21 protein-coding genes and 1 pseudogene are annotated in these 20,844 nt (G+C 72.3%); 13 read left to right on the top strand and 9 right to left on the bottom strand.

The window, feature by feature from the left end; genetic code table 11:
* Positions 1-110: 110 nt before the first annotated feature.
* Positions 111-503, bottom strand: coding sequence for a nuclear transport factor 2 family protein (locus OHV05_RS34215; protein ID WP_405021199.1), 393 nt, complete (start codon positions 501-503; stop codon positions 111-113).
* Between the two features lie 118 nt (positions 504-621).
* Here OHV05_RS34215 and OHV05_RS34220 point away from each other — a divergent pair, with 118 nt between their 5' ends.
* Both OHV05_RS34220 and OHV05_RS34225 read left to right on the top strand, forming a co-directional pair.
* The gene (locus OHV05_RS34220) at positions 622-1,074 is read left to right on the top strand and encodes a MarR family winged helix-turn-helix transcriptional regulator (RefSeq protein WP_405021200.1); all 453 of its coding nucleotides are present in this window, start codon (positions 622-624) and stop codon (positions 1,072-1,074) included.
* A gap of 123 nt (positions 1,075-1,197) precedes the next feature.
* Positions 1,198-1,485: a hypothetical protein gene (locus OHV05_RS34225; RefSeq protein WP_405021201.1), complete on the top strand. Its 288-nt coding sequence runs from the start codon at positions 1,198-1,200 to the stop codon at positions 1,483-1,485.
* Between the two features lie 17 nt (positions 1,486-1,502).
* Here the strand turns inward: OHV05_RS34225 and OHV05_RS34230 are convergent, their stop codons facing one another.
* Both OHV05_RS34230 and OHV05_RS34235 read right to left on the bottom strand, forming a co-directional pair.
* Positions 1,503-1,916 (bottom strand): PPOX class F420-dependent oxidoreductase, encoded by a 414-nt coding sequence (locus OHV05_RS34230; RefSeq protein ID WP_405021202.1) that lies wholly within the window; start codon positions 1,914-1,916, stop codon positions 1,503-1,505.
* Between the two features lie 117 nt (positions 1,917-2,033).
* Positions 2,034-3,554, bottom strand: a complete 1,521-nt coding sequence (locus tag OHV05_RS34235; protein WP_405021203.1) for a S8 family serine peptidase — start codon at positions 3,552-3,554, stop codon at positions 2,034-2,036.
* A 454-nt stretch (positions 3,555-4,008) separates the two neighbouring features.
* Here OHV05_RS34235 and OHV05_RS34240 point away from each other — a divergent pair, with 454 nt between their 5' ends.
* The gene (locus OHV05_RS34240) at positions 4,009-4,347 is read left to right on the top strand and encodes a cyclic-phosphate processing receiver domain-containing protein (protein WP_405021204.1); all 339 of its coding nucleotides are present in this window, start codon (positions 4,009-4,011) and stop codon (positions 4,345-4,347) included.
* A 45-nt stretch (positions 4,348-4,392) separates the two neighbouring features.
* Positions 4,393-4,548 carry a hypothetical protein gene (locus tag OHV05_RS34245; protein WP_405021205.1) on the top strand — a complete coding sequence of 52 codons (156 nt, stop codon included), beginning with the start codon at positions 4,393-4,395 and terminating at the stop codon, positions 4,546-4,548.
* 59 nt (positions 4,549-4,607) lie between these two features.
* Here OHV05_RS34245 and OHV05_RS34250 read toward each other — a convergent pair whose 3' ends face one another.
* Positions 4,608-5,045: a hypothetical protein gene (locus OHV05_RS34250; protein ID WP_405021206.1), complete on the bottom strand. Its 438-nt coding sequence runs from the start codon at positions 5,043-5,045 to the stop codon at positions 4,608-4,610.
* Positions 5,046-5,476: 431 nt separating this feature from the next.
* On the opposite strand from OHV05_RS34250, the gene OHV05_RS34255 reads away from it, so the two are divergent.
* From OHV05_RS34255 to OHV05_RS34275, 5 genes and pseudogenes are all read left to right on the top strand, one after another.
* Positions 5,477-6,172, top strand: a complete 696-nt coding sequence (locus OHV05_RS34255) for an alpha/beta fold hydrolase (protein ID WP_405021207.1) — start codon at positions 5,477-5,479, stop codon at positions 6,170-6,172.
* Positions 6,173-6,263: 91 nt separating this feature from the next.
* Positions 6,264-6,524, top strand: a pseudogene (locus OHV05_RS34260) (ATP-binding protein); the annotation flags it as partial.
* 149 nt (positions 6,525-6,673) lie between these two features.
* The gene (locus OHV05_RS34265) at positions 6,674-7,519 is read left to right on the top strand and encodes a hypothetical protein (RefSeq protein ID WP_405021208.1); all 846 of its coding nucleotides are present in this window, start codon (positions 6,674-6,676) and stop codon (positions 7,517-7,519) included.
* Positions 7,520-7,829: 310 nt separating this feature from the next.
* Entirely contained in the window at positions 7,830-8,051 is a 222-nt protein-coding gene (locus tag OHV05_RS34270; protein ID WP_405021209.1) for a hypothetical protein, read from the top strand.
* Positions 8,052-8,241: 190 nt separating this feature from the next.
* On the top strand, positions 8,242-8,430 hold the full coding sequence (locus OHV05_RS34275) for a hypothetical protein (RefSeq protein WP_405021210.1): 189 nt from the start codon (positions 8,242-8,244) through the stop codon (positions 8,428-8,430).
* Positions 8,431-8,608: 178 nt separating this feature from the next.
* Here the strand turns inward: OHV05_RS34275 and OHV05_RS34280 are convergent, their stop codons facing one another.
* Complete coding sequence (locus OHV05_RS34280; protein ID WP_405021211.1) at positions 8,609-9,391, bottom strand: SH3 domain-containing protein; 783 nt, start codon at positions 9,389-9,391, stop codon at positions 8,609-8,611.
* A 193-nt stretch (positions 9,392-9,584) separates the two neighbouring features.
* Positions 9,585-11,195: a hypothetical protein gene (locus OHV05_RS34285; RefSeq protein ID WP_405021212.1), complete on the bottom strand. Its 1,611-nt coding sequence runs from the start codon at positions 11,193-11,195 to the stop codon at positions 9,585-9,587.
* Between the two features lie 369 nt (positions 11,196-11,564).
* Here OHV05_RS34285 and OHV05_RS34290 point away from each other — a divergent pair, with 369 nt between their 5' ends.
* Both OHV05_RS34290 and OHV05_RS34295 read left to right on the top strand, forming a co-directional pair.
* A complete protein-coding gene (locus tag OHV05_RS34290) occupies positions 11,565-13,226 on the top strand; it encodes a hypothetical protein (protein ID WP_405021213.1) in 1,662 nt (553 codons plus the stop codon).
* Between the two features lie 227 nt (positions 13,227-13,453).
* Positions 13,454-15,148, top strand: a complete 1,695-nt coding sequence (locus OHV05_RS34295; protein ID WP_405021214.1) for an ABC transporter substrate-binding protein — start codon at positions 13,454-13,456, stop codon at positions 15,146-15,148.
* A 213-nt stretch (positions 15,149-15,361) separates the two neighbouring features.
* Here the strand turns inward: OHV05_RS34295 and OHV05_RS34300 are convergent, their stop codons facing one another.
* Complete coding sequence (locus tag OHV05_RS34300) at positions 15,362-15,754, bottom strand: hypothetical protein (protein ID WP_405021215.1); 393 nt, start codon at positions 15,752-15,754, stop codon at positions 15,362-15,364.
* A gap of 239 nt (positions 15,755-15,993) precedes the next feature.
* Between OHV05_RS34300 and OHV05_RS34305 the strand changes: the two genes are divergently transcribed.
* On the top strand, positions 15,994-18,816 hold the full coding sequence (locus tag OHV05_RS34305) for a BTAD domain-containing putative transcriptional regulator (protein WP_405021216.1): 2,823 nt from the start codon (positions 15,994-15,996) through the stop codon (positions 18,814-18,816).
* Between the two features lie 45 nt (positions 18,817-18,861).
* Here OHV05_RS34305 and soxR read toward each other — a convergent pair whose 3' ends face one another.
* Positions 18,862-19,326: a redox-sensitive transcriptional activator SoxR gene (gene soxR / locus OHV05_RS34310; protein WP_405021217.1), complete on the bottom strand. Its 465-nt coding sequence runs from the start codon at positions 19,324-19,326 to the stop codon at positions 18,862-18,864.
* 96 nt (positions 19,327-19,422) lie between these two features.
* Here soxR and fdxA point away from each other — a divergent pair, with 96 nt between their 5' ends.
* Positions 19,423-19,746, top strand: coding sequence for a ferredoxin (gene fdxA / locus OHV05_RS34315; protein WP_405021218.1), 324 nt, complete (start codon positions 19,423-19,425; stop codon positions 19,744-19,746).
* A 123-nt stretch (positions 19,747-19,869) separates the two neighbouring features.
* Here the strand turns inward: fdxA and OHV05_RS34320 are convergent, their stop codons facing one another.
* Positions 19,870-20,820: a GlxA family transcriptional regulator gene (locus OHV05_RS34320; RefSeq protein WP_405021219.1), complete on the bottom strand. Its 951-nt coding sequence runs from the start codon at positions 20,818-20,820 to the stop codon at positions 19,870-19,872.
* Positions 20,821-20,844: the final 24 nt, after the last annotated feature.

Here is a 20,844-nt window from a genome sequence, read left to right on the forward strand (position 1 = left end):
TAGTAGTTCGACGCCCGTAGCGCAGGGTCTCGAACCAGAACTGGGGGTTCTCGGGGAACAGCAACTGCCTCATGGGAGGTCTCCCGGGGTGTGGGAGCGGGCCGGGGTTCTCAGCGGGCGCTGCCGAGGTTGCGGTCGCTGTCGGCGCCTTCGAGGAGGAGGGTGGTCTCCTCGATGCGGCGGAAGCGGCCGTCGGGGGCGAACTCGGCGAACAGGTAGACCTCCATGCGGACGGTGGATCCGTCGGTCTTGGTGATCTCCATCGTGTGGCGGTCGGCGTACCGGTCGCCGGAGGTGAGCTCGTCGTGGACCTCGACCGAGCCGTCCGCCACAACCGTGCGCAGGTGGGCGATGTGGGCGAGGAACTCGGTACGGTCGTCCCAGCGGCCGTCGGTGCGCTGGCGGTAGTCGGGGGCGAAGTGCCGGTCGGCGGCCTCGTCCAGGTCGAGGCCCGGGGTGAGGAGCAGGTCGGTCAGGGCGGTGCGGATGTCGGTGCGGCTCATGGGGATTCCTTCGGTTGCATGCGGGAGTGCCCCGGCGGGTTCGATTCGGAGATGCGTGCCTTGAGCACGCTTATGACCATAGCGGAAAAGCGTGCTCCGCGCACGCTATTCTGGAGTCATGACGAACACGACCGGAGACGACATCGCCGACGCCCTCGGGCTGCTCCTGCGGCGCAGCGCCCGCGCCCGTCTCCACGCCCGTCTCACCGACGGCCTCGAAGCGGTGGACGACCTGACCTACCCGGTCCTCAGCGGCCTGGCCCGCACCGGCCCGCGCAGCGCGGCCGACCTCGGCCGCGAGGTCGGACTGGACCGCACCACCGTCACCCGGCGCGCCGACCACCTGGAACGGGCCGGCCTCCTCAAGCGCCAGCCGGACCCGAACGACGGCCGCGCCACCCTGCTCGCGCTCAGCGATGACGGGCAGGCCGTGCTGGCCGTCACCCGGCGGCGACTCGCGGACGCCATCGAGGACTCGCTCGCCACCTGGCCGCAGGCCGACGCCCAGGCCTTCGCCCGTCTCCTGCGCCGCTTCGTCGACCAGGGACCCTTCGCCGCCGACCACGACTGACCGTCAGGGGCCTGGCGGGCGTCCGCCCGGATCACGGCGAAGGCCGACGAGGTGGTCCAGGGCGCGGCAGGTGACTTGGGCGAAGTGCCCATGTTTGGTGTGCGGGCCCGGCATGCTGGTGGGATGGGTGCTTCGTACGGTTCCGATGATCTGCTGGACGACGCTTCGCTGGTCGCGGCGGCGCTCGTGCGGGCCAGGGCGGCGGCGGGGTCGGCGGTTGCGGCCACCGAGGTGCAGGTCGGGTTGCTGGATGCGTATGTCGAGCGGTTCGGGGCCGAGGGGTGCAGGGTGCTGGTGGCGGTGCTGACCGAGCTGCTGGTCACTCAGGCCGGGGACGTGGAAGGGCTGTTGGCCGGGCTGGAGGAGCTGGAGCTGGGTGTCCTCACCGAGGCGCAGCGGCGCGAGCGGTGAGGACACCGGCGGTCAGGTCAGCGGGCGAGGTTGCCGGCCAGGCGTTGCGGGGTGATCCGGACGGCCACCCGCACCACCTCGGGCGGTAGGGCGAGGTACTCCTCGCCCGCGTCGGGCCCCGCGTACTTCTCGGCCAGGGCGACGGCCACCTTCCGGCCCAGGTCCTCGGTCACCGTCGCGGTGCCGCGCACCTCCAGGTAGCGCAGCGGGTCGGTGCGGTCGTAGACGGTGAGGCTGACCCGGGCGTCGCGTTCCACGTTGGTGACCTTGCGGCGGCCGGCCGCCGATGAGATCAGCAGGTCGTCGCCGTCGAGGGCGACCCAGACCACGGAGGTCTGCGGGCTGCCGTCGGGGTTCAGGGTGGCCAGCACTGCGGGATTCACATCGTCAAGGAGCCGGCGGGCGGCATCGTTCAACTCGATCGTCGTCACACCAGCGACCCTAGTCAGGTCGTCAGGTGGTGTCGACCGTCCGCCCCTTGCGCGCATGACGGCGGTCGTACGGGGGAGCGGCCCCGCCCGGTGTCCGGGCGGGGCCGGTCGTCAGGTTCAGAACTGCAGGGCCCAGCGGTCGAGGTAGCCCTCGAAGTACTCGGAGCCGCCCGCCACCCGCAGGCGCCACACGCCGTTGGCCGTCCGGGCGGAGGCGTCGACGCCGAAGGTGGTGTGGACGCCGGCGTTGAAGGAGCCGAGGAAGACCGGGTCCTTGAGGCGGTAGACGGTGCCGTCGGGGGCGATCAGGTCGATGACCAGGTCGTCGGGCCACTGGTGGACGATGTCGACCGCGATGTCGAGGTTGGCGGGGCCCCGGCCGGCGACGCCGGTGACGGTCACGGAGGACTCGATCACGGCCTCCTCGATCGGGAGGTCGGTGGCGTTGGTGAAGCGGGGGCCGGGCGGGCGGTTCGGGATGCTGCCGGTGTACAGCAGCCGGTCGGGCGTGCCGTCCTCCAGTCCCTGCACGGAGCCGACGGTGGCGGCGGAGGTCAGGGCGGTGGTGACCTGGGCGGGTGTGGCGGTGCGGTGGTCGGCCAGGTAGAGGGCGGCGGCGCCCGCGACGTGCGGGGAGGCCATCGAGGTGCCGGACATGGTGGTGTAGTCCTCGTCGTAGGCGATCCCGGCCGAGACGATGTCCGAACCCGGTGCGTGGATGTCCACCAGGGGACCGTAGTTGGAGAACCAGGAGGCACTGTCGTCGCTCTCGGTCGCCCCCACCGTGATGGCGGTCGCCACCCGGGCGGGAGAGTGCTGTGACGCGTCGACGCTGCCGTTGCCCGCCGCGACGGTGTAGGTCAGGCCGGACGCGATCGAGTTGCGGACGGCGGTGTCGAGCACGTCGTCGGGGTCGCCGCCCAGGCTCAGGTTGACCACGGCGGGCTTGACGGCGTGGGAGGTCACCCAGTCGAGGCCGGCGACGACTTCCTCGGTGGTGCCCTCGCCCCCGTCGTCGAGGACCCGGACGGCCACCACCTTGGCCTGCTTGGCGACCCCGAAGGTCGCGCCGGCCACGGTGGCGGCCACGTGGGTGCCGTGGCCGTGGCCGTCGTCCGCCTCGGCGTCCCCGTCGACGGCGTCGAAACCGTAGGAGGCCCGGCCACCGAACTCCTCGTGGCTGATCCGGACGCCGGTGTCGACGACGTACACCGTCACGCCCTTCCCGGCCGTGGTCGGGTAGTCGAAGCGGTCGGTCATCGGCGGGCGCCGCTGGTCGATCCGGTCCAACCCCCAGGAGGGCGGGGCGGACTGGCTCCCGTCGACCCGGACCTTGCGGTTCTTGACGACCTCGGCGACCGCCGGGTCCGCCGCCAGGCGGCGTGCCTGCCGCTCGGAGAGCTCGGCGGAGAAGCCGTGCAGTGCGGCGTCGAAGCTCCGCCGGACCTTGCCGCCGTACCGGGCGGCGAGCGAACTGCTCTGCCCAGCAGCCGACTTAGCGGCCTGCGGGGTGAGCATGACGAGGTAGCTGCCTGCGATGGTGCCCGGTGTCCCGGCCCCCCGGACCACCCCCTCCGGGCTGCTCGCGTCGGCCGGAAGTGCTCCGCCCGCCGCGAGTGCCACGGCCAGTACGGCCATGGCCAACCCCCGGAAAACCTGCCGCCTTGCTGTCATGGCGTTCCTTCCATCCCCCCGCGAGGTGCGCGCCCGGCGATCGCGGCCGCACCTCGCACCCTCAGGCGTGTGGTGCGGCGCACCCCCGACGGTGGGCGCGGCCCGGCGCATCGGCCACGGCCGCTGTCTCCCCCAACTCGCCTGCCATCGAAGAAGACTGACGCAACATCAGGTGCGTGGCAAGGAGGGAATCGGTCGGACGGTCACCCGGCCGGTGCGGGTGGGACGGGGGTGGTCGCGGGTGTCCCGGTGTGGGGCCCGAGCCGAAAGCAACTGTCAACGACTGTCGACCAGTTCGCTGCTGCTAGCCGGTCCGGACGACCCGGACGAGGAGATCGGCCCGCTCGGCGAGCCCGACGGTCCGGAGGGCGGGACAAACGGGTTTCGGTGCGGGGGCCGTACCGCGATGATGGGGCGGGTGAACCAGGATCAACCCACCCAGGCGCCGGTCATTCTCGGCATCGACGACCTCCGGCCGCTTCCTCGCGCCACCCGGATCGCCCGCACCAGCAGCGAAGGCGTCCGGCTACTGGCGGAGCACCGGGACAGCTTCATCGACGAGCTCTGGCTCGACCACGATCTCGGCGGCGACGACAACATCCTGCCCGTGGTGACCGTGCTGGAGGAAGCCGCTTTCAACGCACGGCCGTTCCGGATCGGCACGGTCTTCGTGCACAGCGCCAACCCGACCGGAGCCGCGACCGTGGTTCGGGCGCTCACCCGCTGGGAGTACCGGGTCCGGCGGGCAACGGCCTAGCTGCCCGGCCCGCCGCTGAGCCGGGGGAACCGTGGTGGTCTGGACGTGCCGCTTCCCGCGCAGGGGAGGCGCTTCCTGGGCTGGTCCACCGGGCGGGCCATGCAGGTGGTCGACCGCGTCGGCGACACCCACGCGCGCGTCATCGCCTGCCTGAAGGCCGCCGACGGCGCTCCGGCGCACGTCGACCCCGAACTCTCGTGAGCCGTCGGCCTGGGCGGATGGGGAGGCGGGGCGGCCGGTCGGGCCGCCCCGCCGGTGTGTCAGCAGTTCACCACGGTGGAGACGGTGGCGGGGGAGGACGGCCACCCCGGCTGGTTGACCGCGAAGTTGGCGATGACGGTGGAGCCGCAGGGGGCGGTGGTGAAGACGCTGCCGACCTGGGTCCCGCCCGCCGATACGAGCACGGTCGGGTTGATGGGCGGGATCGGGGCGTTCCCGATCACGGTGGCGGCCACGGTGAAGCCGACCGGCTGGGGCTGCCAGGCCGGGCTGTTGGGGGTGGCCCAGCCGTACACGCGCACCTGGTTGCCCGTCACCTCGATGCAGGTCCTGGTCAGCAGGTAGCCCGGGGCACCCGGGGCGCCGCAGGTCACGGCGGCGCCGACCGGGCCGAAGGCGGGCGCGGCGACGGCGTCCTGAACGGTGGCCAGGGCGGCCAGGGACGCGGTGGCTGCCAGGACGGCGGCGAGCTTCTTCATGGTCTCTCCTTCGTAGCGTGCCTTCACCGCAGGGTGAGGGCAATATGAAATGTCACATTGCTCCAATGGTGACAGGTGACGGTCCGTCGGTGCCGGGTTCCGGGGCGAAGCGCGATCTCCTGCCGGTATCCGCCGTCGAATGGCCTGAACGGCCTGTCAGTGATCACGCAAGTACCGCCCGGCCCTGGGCGGTGGGAAAGGCCAGGCGTCGGTGTGGCGGCGTCCCCGACACGGTCCGATGAACGGTCGGCGGAGGTCACGAGCGTGCAAGGCCCGCCGCGGACGCTGCTGTCAGGTGGGGAAGACTCAGGTCTCGGGTGGCCCGAGACCAGCGGTCCGGGCCGGTCCAGCACCGCCGCGCCGCTGCGGGGTTGATCAGGCTGCCGGGGCGACGGAGGATTCTCGGGGGTCCGGTCGACGTGGAGGTGCCGATGAGGGTGGTTTTCGTGCACGGGGCGTGCGTGCGGGACGGGTCGTGGTGGTGGCACCGCACCGCCGAACTGCTGGCGGAACGGGGAGTGTCGAGCGTGGCCCCGGCCCTGCCGAGCTGCGGCGAGGCGGGGCCGCCCGGTGGCGTCGGAGGTCCGGGCCTGCCCGAGGACGTGGCCGCCGTGCGGCAGGTGCTGGGGGCGGACGACGAACCGACCGTGGTGGTCGCCCACAGCTACGGCGGCATCGTCACGGCGGAAGCCGCTGCGGGCGCCGGGTCGGTACGCCACCTGCTGCTGATCTCCAGCTACCTGCCCGAAGTCGGCCAGAGCCTGTCGGACTTCGGGGACGGCGGCCCCGCCCCGTTCCTCGACGTCGACCCCGAGGCCGGCACCTTCGGGGTCCGCCCCGAGCTGCTCGTGGACACCTTCCTCCAGGACTGCGCCCCCGAGATCCAGGCCCGGGCGGCGGGCCACCTCGCCCGCCAGAGCGTGCAGGTGACCGGCCAACCGGTCGGGGCGGCCGCCTGGCAACACCTGCCCTCGACGTACCTCGTCTGCGCCCAGGACCGGGGCACCCCGGCCCGGCTCCAGCGGGAGTACGCCCGCCGGGCGGGCACCGTCGTCGAACTCGACGCCGGCCACCACCCGTTCCTGTCCCGACCCGAGGCGCTCCGGGACCTGGTGCTGACTCTGTGACGGCAGCCGCGGATCTCGAGTCCGCCTGACGGTGTCGCCTCAGCGGCGGAGCACGGTGAAGCCCTCGGCCGCGTAGACGAGGTGGAAACCCGTGGCGGTGTCCAGTACGGCCGCCGGCGGTGCGGGGAAGTTCGAGGCGTCACCGCGCCGTCCGGGCGTCCGGCTGGAGGTCGAGGACGACGGCCTCGGCATCCCGGCGGACGACCGGGAGCGGGTCTTCGAGCGCTTCATCCGCCTGGACGACGCCCGCACCCGGGCGGTCGGCGGCTCCGGTCTCGGCCTGGCCATAGCGCGCGAGATCGCCACCGCGCACGGCGGCACCCTGGCGGTCGAGCCCGCTGACGGCGGGGCGCTGCTCACGGCCCGGTGTGCGGCGGCGGGGGTGTTCAGCGCGCCGCCGCCCACGCGTAGCTGCCTGCGTGCTTCTGCGCCGGGCCGCTGGCATGATCGAGCCCGGGCGGCCGAACCGACCGACCAGCACCTGCCCGGAGGGTGATCCGTATGAGTTCCCGTGTCGTCCCGGTCGCGCCAGGCGTCCTCATCCGGGGCGGGGAGATGCAGCTGCTGGACCATCCCTGGCAGTCCGAGTACGCCGAGTACTTCCGCACCGGTCAGTGCGACGGACTTCTGGTCGGGGACGGTGATCTCGGGTGGCTGCCCACGGTGCCCGGCCTGAAGCGGCTGCGGCTGGGGAGCGGGACCGGTGCGCCGGCTCCGGCCGCCGACTGCGCCTCCCTCACCCTCCTGTGGCTTCCCCTCCACGGGCGGCGAGGCGGCTTCGACTTCTCTCGGCTGGCCGCGTTGGAGGTGCTCGAAACTCCTGTCCTGCCCGGCTTCGAGACGCTGCGTTCCGTCACCTCGCTGCGCGAGCTGACGGTCGTTCACTGGCGGGACCAGGCGCTGACCGAGCTCGGCCCGAAGCCGAACCTGACGTTCCTCCGGATCGCCTGCGTCCGAGGCCGGGGTCTCTCGATGGCGGGGGCCGGCCAGTTGCCCGCCCTCGACCTGCTGTGGATCGAGGACGGTGTCCTCACCGACACCGACCGGCTGTGCGACGCCGAGCAGCTCACCGAACTGCGCCTGGTGGGCGCGAAGACCTCCACCCTCGCGTTCGCCGCCCGCCTGCCGAGGCTGCGGACCCTGCTGCTCGAGAACTGCGGCCCGATCGACTCGCTGGCCCCACTGGCAGGCCACCCCGCCCTGCGCGAGATCACCGTCTGCGGGAGCACGGTCATCGCCGACGGCGACCTGGTCCCCCTGACCGACCATCCGGACCTGACGCAGGTCGCCCTCGAACGCGGCGCCCCGCACTACAGCCACCGCCCGGCCGAGGTCGGACGAGGCTGAGCGGGCCCACCCCTCCCCGGGGGGGGGGGGGGGCACTGCGAGTGCGGCCGGCCTGGGCCGATCTCCCCAAGGCAATCGCCCTCGGGCAGAGGTGACGTGCACAGCCGAGCTTGCGAGAGGAGAGGCTGGTCCACCTCTACGGGTGCCGCTTCACCCTCTCTGACCTGCTCGGCAAGCGCGCTCTGGGACTCGCCCCGGCCGCCGTCTCCGCAGCAGTGGTCATCGCCGGTCCCGCGACAACGACCCAGGCGTCCGGCTGCGGGGTGAGCGGCGGCAAGCGCTGGTGCAGCAACCGGGTCGTACCGGTCAAGTGGGGCCCAGCTCCTACTCCGAGACCGGCGACGTGCTGCGCAGCACGTACAGCTGGTTCGCCTGCTGGACCACCGGCCGGCTCCACGAAGGCGGCAACACGACCTGGTACCACACCCAGGGGGGCGACTCGGGCATGTTGGGCTACGTGCCTGCGGTCGCCCTGGACACCTCCAGTGCCTTCGACGCCAATCCGACCGGCTACGGCCTGCGGCACTGCTGATCACGAGGGACAGACCATTCCGGCTCGGGGCGGGGCAGGGTCCGTCCCGAGCCGGGCAGCCCCGACAGCTCTACCGCGCCGTCGGGCCCCGGGCAACCTTCCTGGGAGGTGCGCTGGTCGGCGCCGCTCCGGTGCCACGGTGTGGGCGGCCACTAAGGACACTGAGGTCCAGAACAGCTGGACCGGCTACATGTACTCAAGTACCAGCTGGTTCGCCTGCAAGATCGACGACGGCCAGTACAACGGCAACGACACCCACCCGTACCGGTGGCTGCTCACCCAGGCGGACAACGGTCACTGGGGCTGGATGAAGGACACCGACATCTCGGACGAGACCAACTCGGTGCCGAACTGCTCGCTCTACCGGTACGGCTGGTAGCAAGTCAGCCGACGGGGCGGTCTGCCACGGGATGCGGAGCACGCGGCTGGCCCGAAGCCCCTCGGCCCCGTGCTCCGGCATGCAGCGGCGTGAGCCTCCCCGCTTCGGCCCGTCGGCGCACCCGGCCCGCCGCCGGTGTACGGGGCGGGCCGGGGGAGGGTCGTTCTACGGGCCGGGGTCAGGGCCTGGGTTCCAGCCGGTTGACCGTCAGGGTGTCGCAGTCCGGCACGTTTGCGAGCCAGGCCGGCCCTTCGACGTAGATGTTGGTGATCCAGCCACCGTGGTCCGGCAGGTATGACCAGGCGTCGTTGGTGGTTCCCTCCGCCGACACCGACTGGGCGTGCTTCTGGCACTGGACGTTGACGGTGCTACCGCCCGGAAGCGTGCTCAGCACGTTGCTCGCAGTGCTGGGCTGGGACCGGACGTTGGTCCCGGAGCCCCACGTGCGGACCGCGCCGCCACCGCTGCCGGTGCTGCCGGCACACTCGGCCACGCCCGGGATCCAGCCCGGTCCCTCGACGTAGATGTTGGTGATCCAGCCGCCGAGATCGGGCAGGTACGACCAGGCGTCGTTGGTGGTGCCCTCGGCGGTGACGGCCTGTGCGTGGCGCTGGCACTGGACCCGGACGGCGGCGTTGTGCTGGAGGGTGCGCACGACGGTGCCGTTGGTGCCCGGTGCGGAGCGGACGTTGGCACTGTCGCCCCACATCATGAAGCTGCCACCGGAAGGTACGACCGGTCCGACCTCCGGTCCGGTGCCCGGTGCGGACCCCGGAGCGGGATGGGCGGAGTAGCCCTTGCCGCGCATCCACACCCCGAGGTCGTCGGTGGGGGCGGTCCACTCCTTCTCGGTCTGGGCCCAGTCGTCGCGCAGGCCGCCGCCGGCCCCCGCAGCGCTGTCGACCACCCGGACCTGGCGGCCGCTGTCGAAGTACCCGACCACGGTGACGTAGTGGTACACCTCGCGGTTAGGGTCACGACCTCGCGGGTCCGCACACCGCGAGGCCGCCGGTCGGACGCTCGCCGCACCACACGGGCGGGATCTACCGGATTGGACGGCTGGAGTCGGACCCTCGCGGAACTGCTGCGCTGGGCCGGGTCGGTGGCGTGCAGCGGCGCCCAGTTGGTCAGGGCAGGCTTGTCCGGGTTCCTGATCAGCGCAGGGCGCCGAGGTCCTTCGGGGCGGTGGCTCCGCTGAAGGTCAGCAGGTGACGATCGGCGGTGACGGCGTACAGGTCGGGCTGCCCGTCGCCGTTGCCGTCACCCGAGCTGCCGAGCGTCGGGTACTGGGCGACCGGGAAGGTGCCGACCACCGTGCCGGTCGCGGGGTCGGCCAGCGCGGTGAAGTCGTACGTGCCGTCGGCGCCCTTGGCGATCGGGTACGTCCGCAGCTCGCCGGTGGCGCGGTTGCGCGACCAGAGCGCGAGCGTGCCGTCGGCGGCCCTGCCCGGGGCGATCAGGTCGTACCCCGTCCATGCGGCCGAGGTGGAGATCCTCACGAAGGTCTGGTAGCCGTACAGGAAGCCGGGGTCGGTGAAGAGCCAGAGGCTGTCGTCCTCGACCGTCAGGATCGAGGTCCGCTGGTCCGCTCCGAGCGCGCCCAGGGGCACCAGTTGGGTGGCCTTCGACCAGTCCGGGTTGAAGCCCTCCGGGAGCACCGGCGGGTCGAACGGGTCGACGGCCCGCTCGACCGAGGAGGAGCCGCGGGCGAAGGCGCCCATGTCGAAGTTGCGGTAGAGGGAGAGGCCCGCGCCGCCGGGCTGGTGGGCCATCAGGTCGTCCACCGGTGCGTGCGACCGGTCCCAGCCGCGGTGCAGCAGCTGTACGCCGTTCCACCCGGCATCGCCCGGCGCGCGGACGGCGGCGACGGTCGAGGTCGGCACGGTGGTGGTGGCGTCCGCGCTGATGACCTGGAGGTTGCCGGCCGCGTCGGGCAGCAGGATGTCCGGTATGCCGTCACCGTTGACGTCGCCGGGGGCGACCGGCGGGTTCGGGTTCGAGGGCGCGTAGAAGCTGTAGGTGACCGGCGGGGTGACGTTGCCCGCGTTGTCGACGGCCTGCACGGTGAGGATGTTGGTGCCCCACTGGGTCGGCTTCAGCTGGAACGTCGCGGTGCCGTCGGGGCCGGCCGCCACGGTGCCCGGGCCCTGGCACGGCGAACCGACGCTCGACGTGCCGTTCAGGACGTACCGGTAGCAGGCCACGCCCGAGCCCTGGTCGGTGCCCTTGACGGTGAAGGTTCCGGTCTGGCCGGCGTACTTGAGCGGGGTCGCCCCGCTGGTGGACTCCGGGAAGTCGGTGGAGCCAACGGTGAACTGCGGCGCGGTGGCGTCGACTCCGAAGTGGCAGGCCGCAGTCGGCTTCCCGCCGCCCGGGCCGTAGTCGGGCCAGACCTGCCAGGAGTAGCCGGCGCCCTCGACGAGGCCGGTGGGCCGGACCTGGACGGTGCCGTCGGCAGCCGTCCGGGCGGTGCGGTCGAAGATCTTGGCGCCGGCCGCGTTCCACACCTTGAAGCGCGCGCCGGGTGCGGTGGTGCGTGCGGTGAGCGTGGGCTCGGTGGTGGTGATCCAGCCCGGCGCCGTGGTGTCGTCGCACGCGTCGGTGGACGCACCGGTGGCGAGCGAGCCGGGGCTCGGGACGGCCTTGGGGTCGGTCACGGCCGACTGCCCGCCCGTGGCCGTGGCCGTGGGCACACCGATGGTCATCAGGACGACGGCGGCGGCGCCGAGCGTGGCGGCCAGGCGCCCGCCCATGGTCTCTGACATGCGGTTCTCCCTCTATTCGAACGTGTTCGATCTCGCGGCGGGAGCACTCTCTCAGCGGGCTGAGCCGGCGTCAAACGCTTTCGGGCGGGACAGGGGGAGGCTGTCCCACGGCAAATGATCTTGACGGGAGGTTCGCTGCTGCCCGGCGGGTTCCGCCGTCCTGGCGGCACGAAGCTCTGGACGGTGCGCGACGGTTCGGAGCAGTCGGCGAAGTCCCGGATCAAGGGAGGAATCCGACGGTGGCGCAGGTGCCCGTGGGGCTCGCGAATCACGTCCGGCGCGGAGCATTTCAGGCAGGGCTGAAACATGCCGAAAGCGTCCTGTGGAGAACCTAGGGTGCGGGTAAATCCCCGTGACCAAAGGACACCTGTGGCCTCCATACGTCTGGCCCGACCCGTCGGGATCGCCGCCGCCCTCGCCCTGGCGGCGGCCGGCAGTACCCTTCCGGCTGCCGCGGCCGACGGGTTGAAGCTCGAGCTCGACGGGCCGAGGACCGTCTCGGTCGACCCCGACGTCAAGTACGAGCCGTGGCAGGGCGATGAGCTGAAACTGGTCCTCGACAAGGTGGGCGAGGGCTTCGCCAAGGACCCCGTTCTCCGGTACGACACCCGGGACTTGACCGGAATCGCCGAGCTGACCCTGGCTCCGCACTGCACCACCCAGGACACCGTCAGTACCTGCCGCAGCTCGGTCGGCCAGATCGACAGCCCGCTGTACGTCTCCGACAGCCCGGTGGTGAACGCGGCCAAGGGCGCGAAGACCGGCACCAAGGGCGTCCTGCACATCACGGCCACCAGCTCCAACGCCGCCCCGGCGACCATGGACATCGAGGTCGTCATCGGTGGTCCCCGCCTGGAGCTCAAGCGGATTCCCGAGCAGAGCGGCGTCAAGCCCGGCAGCACGATCGACGCCGCCCTGGAGATCACCAACTCCGGTACGCTGCCCGCGAACCGGGTGGTCCTGGAGTTCTCCACCGAGGAGATGCTCCGGTTCGAGCAGCGGTTCGCCAACTGCCGGTACGGGGTCAACGACCCGGACGGCTGGGTGCACTCCACCGGGATGGTGTGCGTGATCGAGAGCCGGATCGACCCGGGGGAGACCGTCACGGTCGACCCGATCCGGGTCGGGGTCACCCCCGGCGCCTATTCGGCCCAGGTCCTCTTCCGGGTGTTCGCCAACCTGACGACCACGTACGACAGGATCCTCGAAGGGTTCACCCTCGAACCCGGCGCCGGCCCACGGCTGACGTTCGGCAAGCCCGAGACCCCCGTCGCCGACATCGGCGGCCCGAACCTCGTCGGGAACCACCGGGAGTTCACCTCGCTGGACGTGAAGGCGGACAACAGCGCGGACTTCGAGGTCGTCGGCACCTGGGCACCGGTCGCCGGTGGCCGTACGGGCGCCCTGACCGTCGGCCTGCGCAACCACGGTCCCGCCTCGATCCTCGACCGGAGCGGCGGCGACCAGATGCCGATGATCCGGTTCAAGCTGCCGCAGGGCGTCACCGCCGCCAAGGTGCCCCCGTCCTGCTACGAGGTGCCATCCGAGGGCAGCTCGACCCCGGAGAAGGGCAACTTCCAGTGCGCGGTGGGCAACTGGGCGCCCAACGGCTTGGTGAAGACCTACGAGTTCCAGCTCGACGTACCGGCCGAGGCCGAGGACGCGGCCGTCACCGTGCGGCTGGCGCCCGGCCTGACCGACCTGCCGTGGGACCGGAATCGGGACAACGACCTCACCAAGGTGCTGCTCGGGAAGACCGCCACCACTCCGTCCCCCGCGCCGTCCGGGACGCCGACGCCCACCCGGGAGCCGAGCGCCACCCCGACCGTCACCGCGACCCCGACGGTTTCGGAGACGCCCACCTCCACCCCCACTCCGAGTGCCACCGTCACCCGCTCCGGTTCGCTCGCCACCACCGGCGGCGGCTCCGCGGCCGGACCGATCGCCATGGCGGGCGCAGGTGCGGTCGCCCTCGGCGGCGGCCTGCTGGTCGTCGTCGCCCGCCGCCGCAGGTCTGGTGCGCACCGGTAGCCGGTGTCTGCGGCGGCACCACCGCGGATGACCGACGATCCGTCAGGGGCCGGTTCCGGGCAGTCGCCCGGAGCCGGCCCCCGCTGCTGTCCGGGGTGGTTGATTGTTTCGGCGGTCCGACGCTGGCGACCAATTCCGCGCCCTGATGAACTCCAACTGGCGCGGACGCCCAGCGGTTTGTGTGCGAATCCGGCCGCACCCGCCAGACGAGATCTCCCGGAGGAACGATGCGATCGACCCTGACCACCCGCAACGCAGCTCTGCCCGGCCGGACTGTCCCGGGCGCGAACGGCGCGTCCACCCGGGCCGCCCGGGGCACGGTCATCAGCTATCACGGCACTGAGCCGGAGAACGCGCTGATACCCGGGCATACGACGGAATCCGGCGGGGTCAAGGTGATCGCGGCGCTGTTCCGGGGCCTGGTCTCCTACGACCCCGTCGATGCCCACCCGAGGAACGCGGTCGCCGAATCCATCACGACCACCGACTCCACGGTGTTCACCATCGAGCTGAAGCGCGGCTGGACGTTCCACGACGGCACGCCGGTCACCGCGAGCAGCTTCGTCGACGCCTGGAACCACACGGCGCACGGCCCGAACAAGATGCAGGCGGCCAGCTTCCTGGCGCACATCGAGGGCTTCGGCGAGGTGAACGCCCCCGACTCGACGGTCACGGAGCTGTCCGGCCTGAAGGTGGTCGACGACCACACCTTCGTGGTGACCCTGTCGGCGCCGTTCTCCGAATTCCTCGTCACGCTCGGCTGCAGCGCGTTCTTCCCGCTGCCGAAGGCCTTCTTCGACGACCGGGCGGCGTACGAGGCGCACCCGATCGGCAACGGCGCGTTCCGGTTCGTCTCCCGGGAGGTGGAGAAGAACATCCTGCTCGAGCGCTACGAGGGCTACGCCGGGGACGACAAGCCGCAGATCGGCGGCGTCGACTTCCGGATCTACGCGGACCTGGGCGACGCCTACCACGACGTGGTGGCGGACCGGCTCGACTACCTGGACGTCACCCCGTTCTGGGCGCTGGAGGGCAGCCGGTACCTGAACGACCTGCCGAACCGCACGTACGACCGGACCTACCTCGGCATCCAGACCATCACCTTCCCGCTCTACGACCCGCGGTACGCCGACCGGCGGGTGCGGCAGGCGATCTCGATGGCGATCGACCGGGTCAAGCTGATCGACAAGATCTTCCAGGGTCACCAGGCACCGTCCGACGGCCTGGTCCCGCCGGCCGTCTCGGGCCGGGCCGAGAACCAGGGCGGCGAGTTGTGCAGCTACTCCCCGGCGCGGGCCAGGGAGTTGTTCGAGGCGTCCGGGTTCGAGGGTGACATCGAGCTGACGTCCAACATCGACTCGCCGAACCAGCCCTGGATGGAGGAGGTCTGTGCCTCGGTCACCGAGACGCTCGGCGTGCGCTGCCGCTTCGTGTCGATCCCGACCCTCGGGGAGCTCCGGCGCAGGCTGAACGCCCAGGAGGTGACCGCGGTGTTCCGCTCCGGCTGGATCGCCGACTACCCGTCGATCGAGAACTTCCTCAGCCCGATGTTCCGGACCGGCGCGTCCGACAACGTCGGCCGGTACAGCAACCCCGCCGTCGACGCCCTGCTCACCGCGGCCGACACCGCACCGACCAGCGAGCAGGCGTGGGACCTCTACCAGCAGGCGGAGCGGGCGATCCTGCAGGACATGCCGACCGTCCCGATCTGGTACCAGAGCACGCTGTCGGCCTGGTCGACGCGGCTGCGGACGGTCCAGCCCAACCCGTTCCGCGAACTCGACCTGTACAGCGTCACGGTGGCGGAGCAGGACGACACCTCGGGAGCCCGCGCGGCCCGGCGGCGCCGGCGCAGGCGGCCGGAGGGCCTGCCCGCCCGCAAGGCGCAGGCGGGGTCGGCCGGTGCGGGCCGCTCCCGGTAGGCGCGGCCCGCGCCGGGCGCCGGTACGGCCGGCGCCACCCACGGGTGTTCACGGCCCGGGCCGGGACGACGATCTCGTCCCGTCCCGGCCCGGAGGCCGTCCAGCAGGGCGCAGGCCGCGCCGGACCGCTGGACGGCCTCCGGTGTACGCCCGACCGCAGGACGGTGTCACGGGCGCGCTTCGGTCCGGGCCCGGGTCACCGGGCGGGTCGGGTCAGCAGAGCGGGAAACCATGGGAGTTGCTGTTGTTCTCGTTGTACAGGTAGGCGCCGGACACCCACTGGGTCGGGTGGTTGGTGTAGGTGGGACCGGTCCAGGCGCCCTTCTTGATGTAGCCGTCGAGCCCGAACCAGATCCGGTTGGCGGTTCCCAGGGTGTCGGTCGACCAGGCGTAGCAGACGATCATCACCGAGTCGTGGTCCGCGTAGAAGAGGTCCGGGCCGCTCTTGGGGTTGGCGCTGCCGGGGCCGGCGTAGATCCCGATGTTGTGCGGGCCGTGCAGGGCGACGGTGTAGCTGGCGTACGCGCTGGCCGGGCCGGCGCCGAGCACTAGGGTCGCGAGGCCGGCCGCGGCAACGGCGAGACCGCTCAGGAGTCTGGATCGCATGGGGTGTCCTTCGCAGGGGAGTGGGTCGGCTCGCCCCGACGCTCGGCCCGGTGGATACCGAGGGGGCGTCAGGACGGTGTGCGGCGCCCGGCGGGTGCCGGGAGACCGGACCTCCGCCGGTGGGCCGGGCGGCCGGTCCGGCGGGTGGTCTACACCACCTTCGCGGCTCGCCCCTACACTCCCCCTACAAGATCACAGCGTGCGAAATCCGTTCTGGGGGAAACGTGGAGTTCGGGCTGTTGGGTCCCTTGCGGATCCGGGACGACGCCGGCGCGTCGATCGACCTGCCGCAGGGGCGGTTGCGGACGCTGGTCGCCGCGCTGCTGGTGCAGGCGAACGCGGTGGTGTCCGCCGAGGCACTGGTCGAGCAGATCTGGGACTCGCTGCCGCCGAAGCAGCCCCGGGAAGCGCTCCAGGTGATGATGGTGCGGCTGCGCAAGCACCTCGGTCCCGGCCCGGCCGCGCGGGTCCGCGCGGTGCGGGCCGGCTACGCGATCGAGACGCGGCCCGGCGAACTGGACCTCCACCGGTTCGAGGAACTGTGCCGCCGGGGCGCCGACGCCTGCGCGCGGCAGGACTGGGGCACCGGAGGTGCCGTCCTCGCGCAGGCACTGGACCTGTGGCGCGGACGTCCGTTGGAGGGCATCCCAGCGGACCGGCTCACCGAGACGGTCGTGCACGGGCTGGAGGAGCGCAGGATCCGGGCGTTGTCCGACCGGATCACCGCCGATCTGGCGCTGGGACGCCACGCCCGGCTGCTCGGTGAACTGACCGAGGTGGTCGGTCTGCACCCGTTGCACGAGGGGTTCCGGGGGCAGCTCATCCTCGGCCTGCACCGCAGCGGCCGTACCGCCGACGCGCTGGAGTGCTACCGCGAAGGGCGCCGAATCCTGGTGCGGGAGCTCGGACTCGAACCAGGCGTCGCGCTGACGGAGCTGCACCAGGCGATCCTGAGCGGGACGCTCCCGGCGTTCGGCGGGACAGACCCGGGTGCCGGTTCCCCGCCACCCGCCCCGTGCCAACTGCCCGACGCAGTCGCCGACTTCGTGGGCCGCTCGGAGAGCCTGGCACAGATCTCGGCCCACCTGCTCCGGCCCGCCCCGGACGAGGTGGTGCCCGTGATGGTGCTGTCCGGTGCGGGCGGCGTCGGCAAGAGCGCGCTGGCCGTGCACGCGGCACACCGACTGCGGGCGGAGTTCCCGGACGGGCAGGTCTTCGTGCCGCTCAGCACCGGCGGCCGGGAGCGCCCGGTCGAGGACGTACTGTCGGAGCTGATCACGTCGGTCGCGGGGCGGGAGACCGCGCTGCCCGAGAAGCCGGCGGCCCGGGTGGCACTCTGGCGCAGGGTCAGCTCCGGCCGCCGCCTGCTGCTGGTCCTGGACGACGCCCGCTCCACCGCCCAGGTCCGCCGGCTGCTGCCGGGCCCGGGCGGCGGGGCCGTGCTCGTCACCAGCCGCAACCGGATGCCCGGACTGACGGGCCGTCGCCTCCTGGAGGTCGCGACCCTGCCCCGGGACGCGTCGGTGGCCCTGCTGCGCCACGCGATCGGGGACGCCAGGGCGGACGCCGAACCCGAGGAGCTCGTCGAGCTGGCCGAACAGTGCGCCGACCTGCCCCTGGCCCTGCGCATCTCCGGCGCCCGGCTGTCCGCGCGCAACACCTGGACGGTCCGGTCCTTTCTCCGGGGCCTGCGCGAGGCCCGGCTCCGGCTGGACGAGTTCAGCACCGGAGACCGGACCGTGCGCGGCACCATCGAGAGCAGCCTCCCCGAGGCCGGTGCCCCCTCGCTGTCCGGCGTCGACGTCCGGGCGGCCTTCGCGCACCTCGGCCTGATCGGCGGCGCCCCGTTCGGCACCGGTGCCGTGGCGGCGGTGCTGGACATCAGTGCCCGTCAGGCCGAGGACGTCGTCGAGCAGTTCGTCGACCTGCACCTGCTGGCGATGGCCGGGCCCGGGCGCTTCGGCTTCCACGATCTGGTGCTCGAGGTGGCCCGGGAGCACGCCGGTTCGCGACTCGACGCCGGCACCCGGACGGCGGCCCTCGGTCGCTGGGTCGGCTGGGCGGCCGGCACCGCCTGGCACGCCGAACGTCTCACCAACGCCCGCCGCCGACCGACCGCCTTCGAACAGGACTGGATCCGGCACGCCGAGTGGCAGCCGGGCGCTGCGGAGGACGCCGAGTCCGCCTGGGCCTGGTTCGACCTGGAATGGCAGGCCCTGCTGGCGGCGGCCCGCGCCGGGGCGGCGGCCGGGCTGCACGAGCCGCTGGCGGTGCTCAGCCTCGCTGCGGCGTATCCGGGCAGGCTCCGGTGCTGGTGGCGGGAGACCGAGGAGCTCACCCGCCTCGGCCTGGCCGCCGCCCACGCGGTGGGTGACACGGAGGTCCGCATCGCGGCCACCAACGACCACGCCATCTCGCTGGCGGTGCAGCAGCGGTTCGACGCCGCGCTGCCGGTCTTCGCCCAGGCGATGGCGTTGGCCAGGACCTCCGGTGACCGACTCCGCGAATCCCAGGCCGGGCTGAACACGGCGATCGCCGCCCGGCACCGGGACCTGCCCGAGCAGGCCCTGGCAGTACTCGACGAGGCGACCAAGGCGCTGGACGAGCACGAGCGCAGCACCGAACCCACGGCCATGAGCCGACGGATCAGACGCTCCATCATGCTGTGCCAGGGCATCTCCCTGTCGGCGGTGGGACGCCACGGACCCGCCCTCGAACTCCTGAACCGGCTGCTGAGCCTGGCCGAGGCAGCTCAGGACGTACCGCACCTCAACCAGACCCGGCTCCACCTGGGCCGGCTCCACGTCGCCAGGTCGCATCCGTCCGAGGCGCTGCCCCATCTCGAAGCCGCGCTCGCCGGCTTCGAGGCCATGGCGGACCCCGAAGCCACCGCCTCCGCCCTGCACGCCCTCGGCCGGGCCGAGCTCGCCCTCGGCCGAACCGCCGAGGCGCTGGGCGCGCTGCGGCGGGCGCACACCCTGTTCAGCGACCTGGACCACCAGGAGGCCGAGCAGGTGCTGGAGCTGATCCGGCAGAACGAGGAGGCCACCGTGGGGTGCTGACGGCCCGTCCGGTAGCCAGTACCGACCGTCGTGACCGTGGGTCGCTCAGAGGCGGCGGGGCCCGGCGCCGTCCCCGGCGAGCGTGTCACCGGGGTTCAGCAGGGCGCAGGCCTTCATCGAGAGACAGCCGCAGCCGATGCACCCGGTGAGCTCGGCCTCGAGCCGCTCGATGGTCAGCCGCCGCTCCTCCAGCTGACGCCGCCACTCGCGCGAGGCGCGCTGCCACTCCTGATGGCTCGGCGGACGGTCGAGCGGCACATCGGCGAACGCCTCCCGGAGGTCCTGCAACGGGATGCCGATCCGTTTCGCCACCGAGACCAGCGCGACCCGGCGCAGCATGTGCCGTGGGTAGCGGCGTTGGTTGCGACCGTCGCGTTCGGACGCGATCAGGCCGAGTTCCTCGTAGAACCGCAGCGCGGAGACGGCGGCCCCGGTCCGCGCGCCCACCTCGCCGATGCTCAGCCAGTCGTCCGGGCCGGCCAGGACTTCGCCGTATTGATCACTCGTCACGCCGGAACCCCCTCTTGACCTCAAGCTTACTTGAGGTCCTACGTTCGGCTGCGTCAGAACGACGAGCAGGAACGCTCCGGAGAGGACGGCAGTTCGATGACGTTTGTGATCGCTTTGCCCTGTGTGGACGTCAAGGACAAGGCATGCCTGGACGAGTGCCCACTCGACTGCATCTACGAGGGGGAGCGCATGCTCTACATCCAGCCGGACGAGTGCATCGACTGCGGGGCCTGCGAGCCGGTGTGCCCCGTCGAGGCGATCTACTTCGAGGACGACACCCCGCAGGAGTGGCAGCACTTCACCGCCGTGAACGAGGAGTTCTTCGCCGAGCTCGGCGCCCCCGGGAGCAGCGCGAAGATCGGTCCGATCGGACGGGACCATCCGACCGTGGCGGCGCTGCCGCCGCAGGGCGCAGGCTGAGCCGCTCGCGGGGTGGTGATCGGCCGTGGGACGGACATTCGTTGGGTCGGCAGGTGGCGCGACCTCTGATCCGACGGGCCGTCACCGGACCGAGCGCGGCCCTGGCCGGGGAGGGGCTGCCGGTCAGCCGAGGAAGGTCGCGCGGTAGACGCTGGGCGGGACTCCGACGTGCGTCTTGAACTGCGTGCGGAAGTTGGCCGGCGTGCCCAGGCCGCAGCGGCGTGCGACGGCCTCGACCGTGAAGTCGCCGGATTCGAGGAGTTCGCGGGCGCGGGCGAGCCGGGCGTCGAGCAGCCAGCGCATGGGCGGCAGCCCCGTGTCGGCGTGGAAGCGGCGGATCAGGGTGCGGCGGGACATGCCGGCCCGGCGTGCCAACTGGTCGACGGTGAGCGGCTGGTGGAGGTTGCGCAGGGCCCAGTCGTACAGGGCGGGGCTGGCGGAGGGCTCGGGGCGTACCGGCAGGTCGATGAACTGGGCCTGGCCGCCGGTGCGGTGCGGGGCGGCCACCAGCATGCGGGCCTGCCGGTTCGCCAGGTGGGGGCCGTGGTCGCGGCGGATGAGGTGGAGGCACAGGTCCAGGCCGGAGGACACGCCGCCCGAGGTGAGTACCTGCCCCTCGTCGATGTACAGATCCTCGGGCACGACCGTCACCTTGGGGTACTGCCTGGCCAGCGCCCGGGCGTACAGCCAGTGCGTGGTGGCCCGGCGGCCGTCGAGCAGGCCGGCGGCGGCGAGGGCGAACGCACCGGTGCAGATGGACGCGATGCGGGCGCCGCGGGCGGCCGCCGCCGCGAGTGCGGCGGTCACCTCGGCGCCGGGTGCGGCCGGGTCCAGGTAGCCCGGGACGATCACGGTGTCGGCGGACGCCAGGCGGTCCAGTCCGTACTCGACGGACAGCGCGGGGCCGCCGTGCACCTGGACGGGGCCGGGCCGGTCGGTGCAGACCGAGAGCGTGTAGGGACCGTCCGGCCAGCTCCCGAAGATCTGCCAGGGGATCCCGAGGTCCAGGGCGAGGACGTTCTCGAGGGCGACCACGACCACGTGGTGTGCCCCGCCCGAAGCCCGATCCGTCATGGCACGATGCTATCGCTCCCTGGC

The organism is Kitasatospora sp. NBC_00070 (genome assembly GCF_045041205.1).
Classification (GTDB): domain Bacteria; phylum Actinomycetota; class Actinomycetes; order Streptomycetales; family Streptomycetaceae; genus Kitasatospora.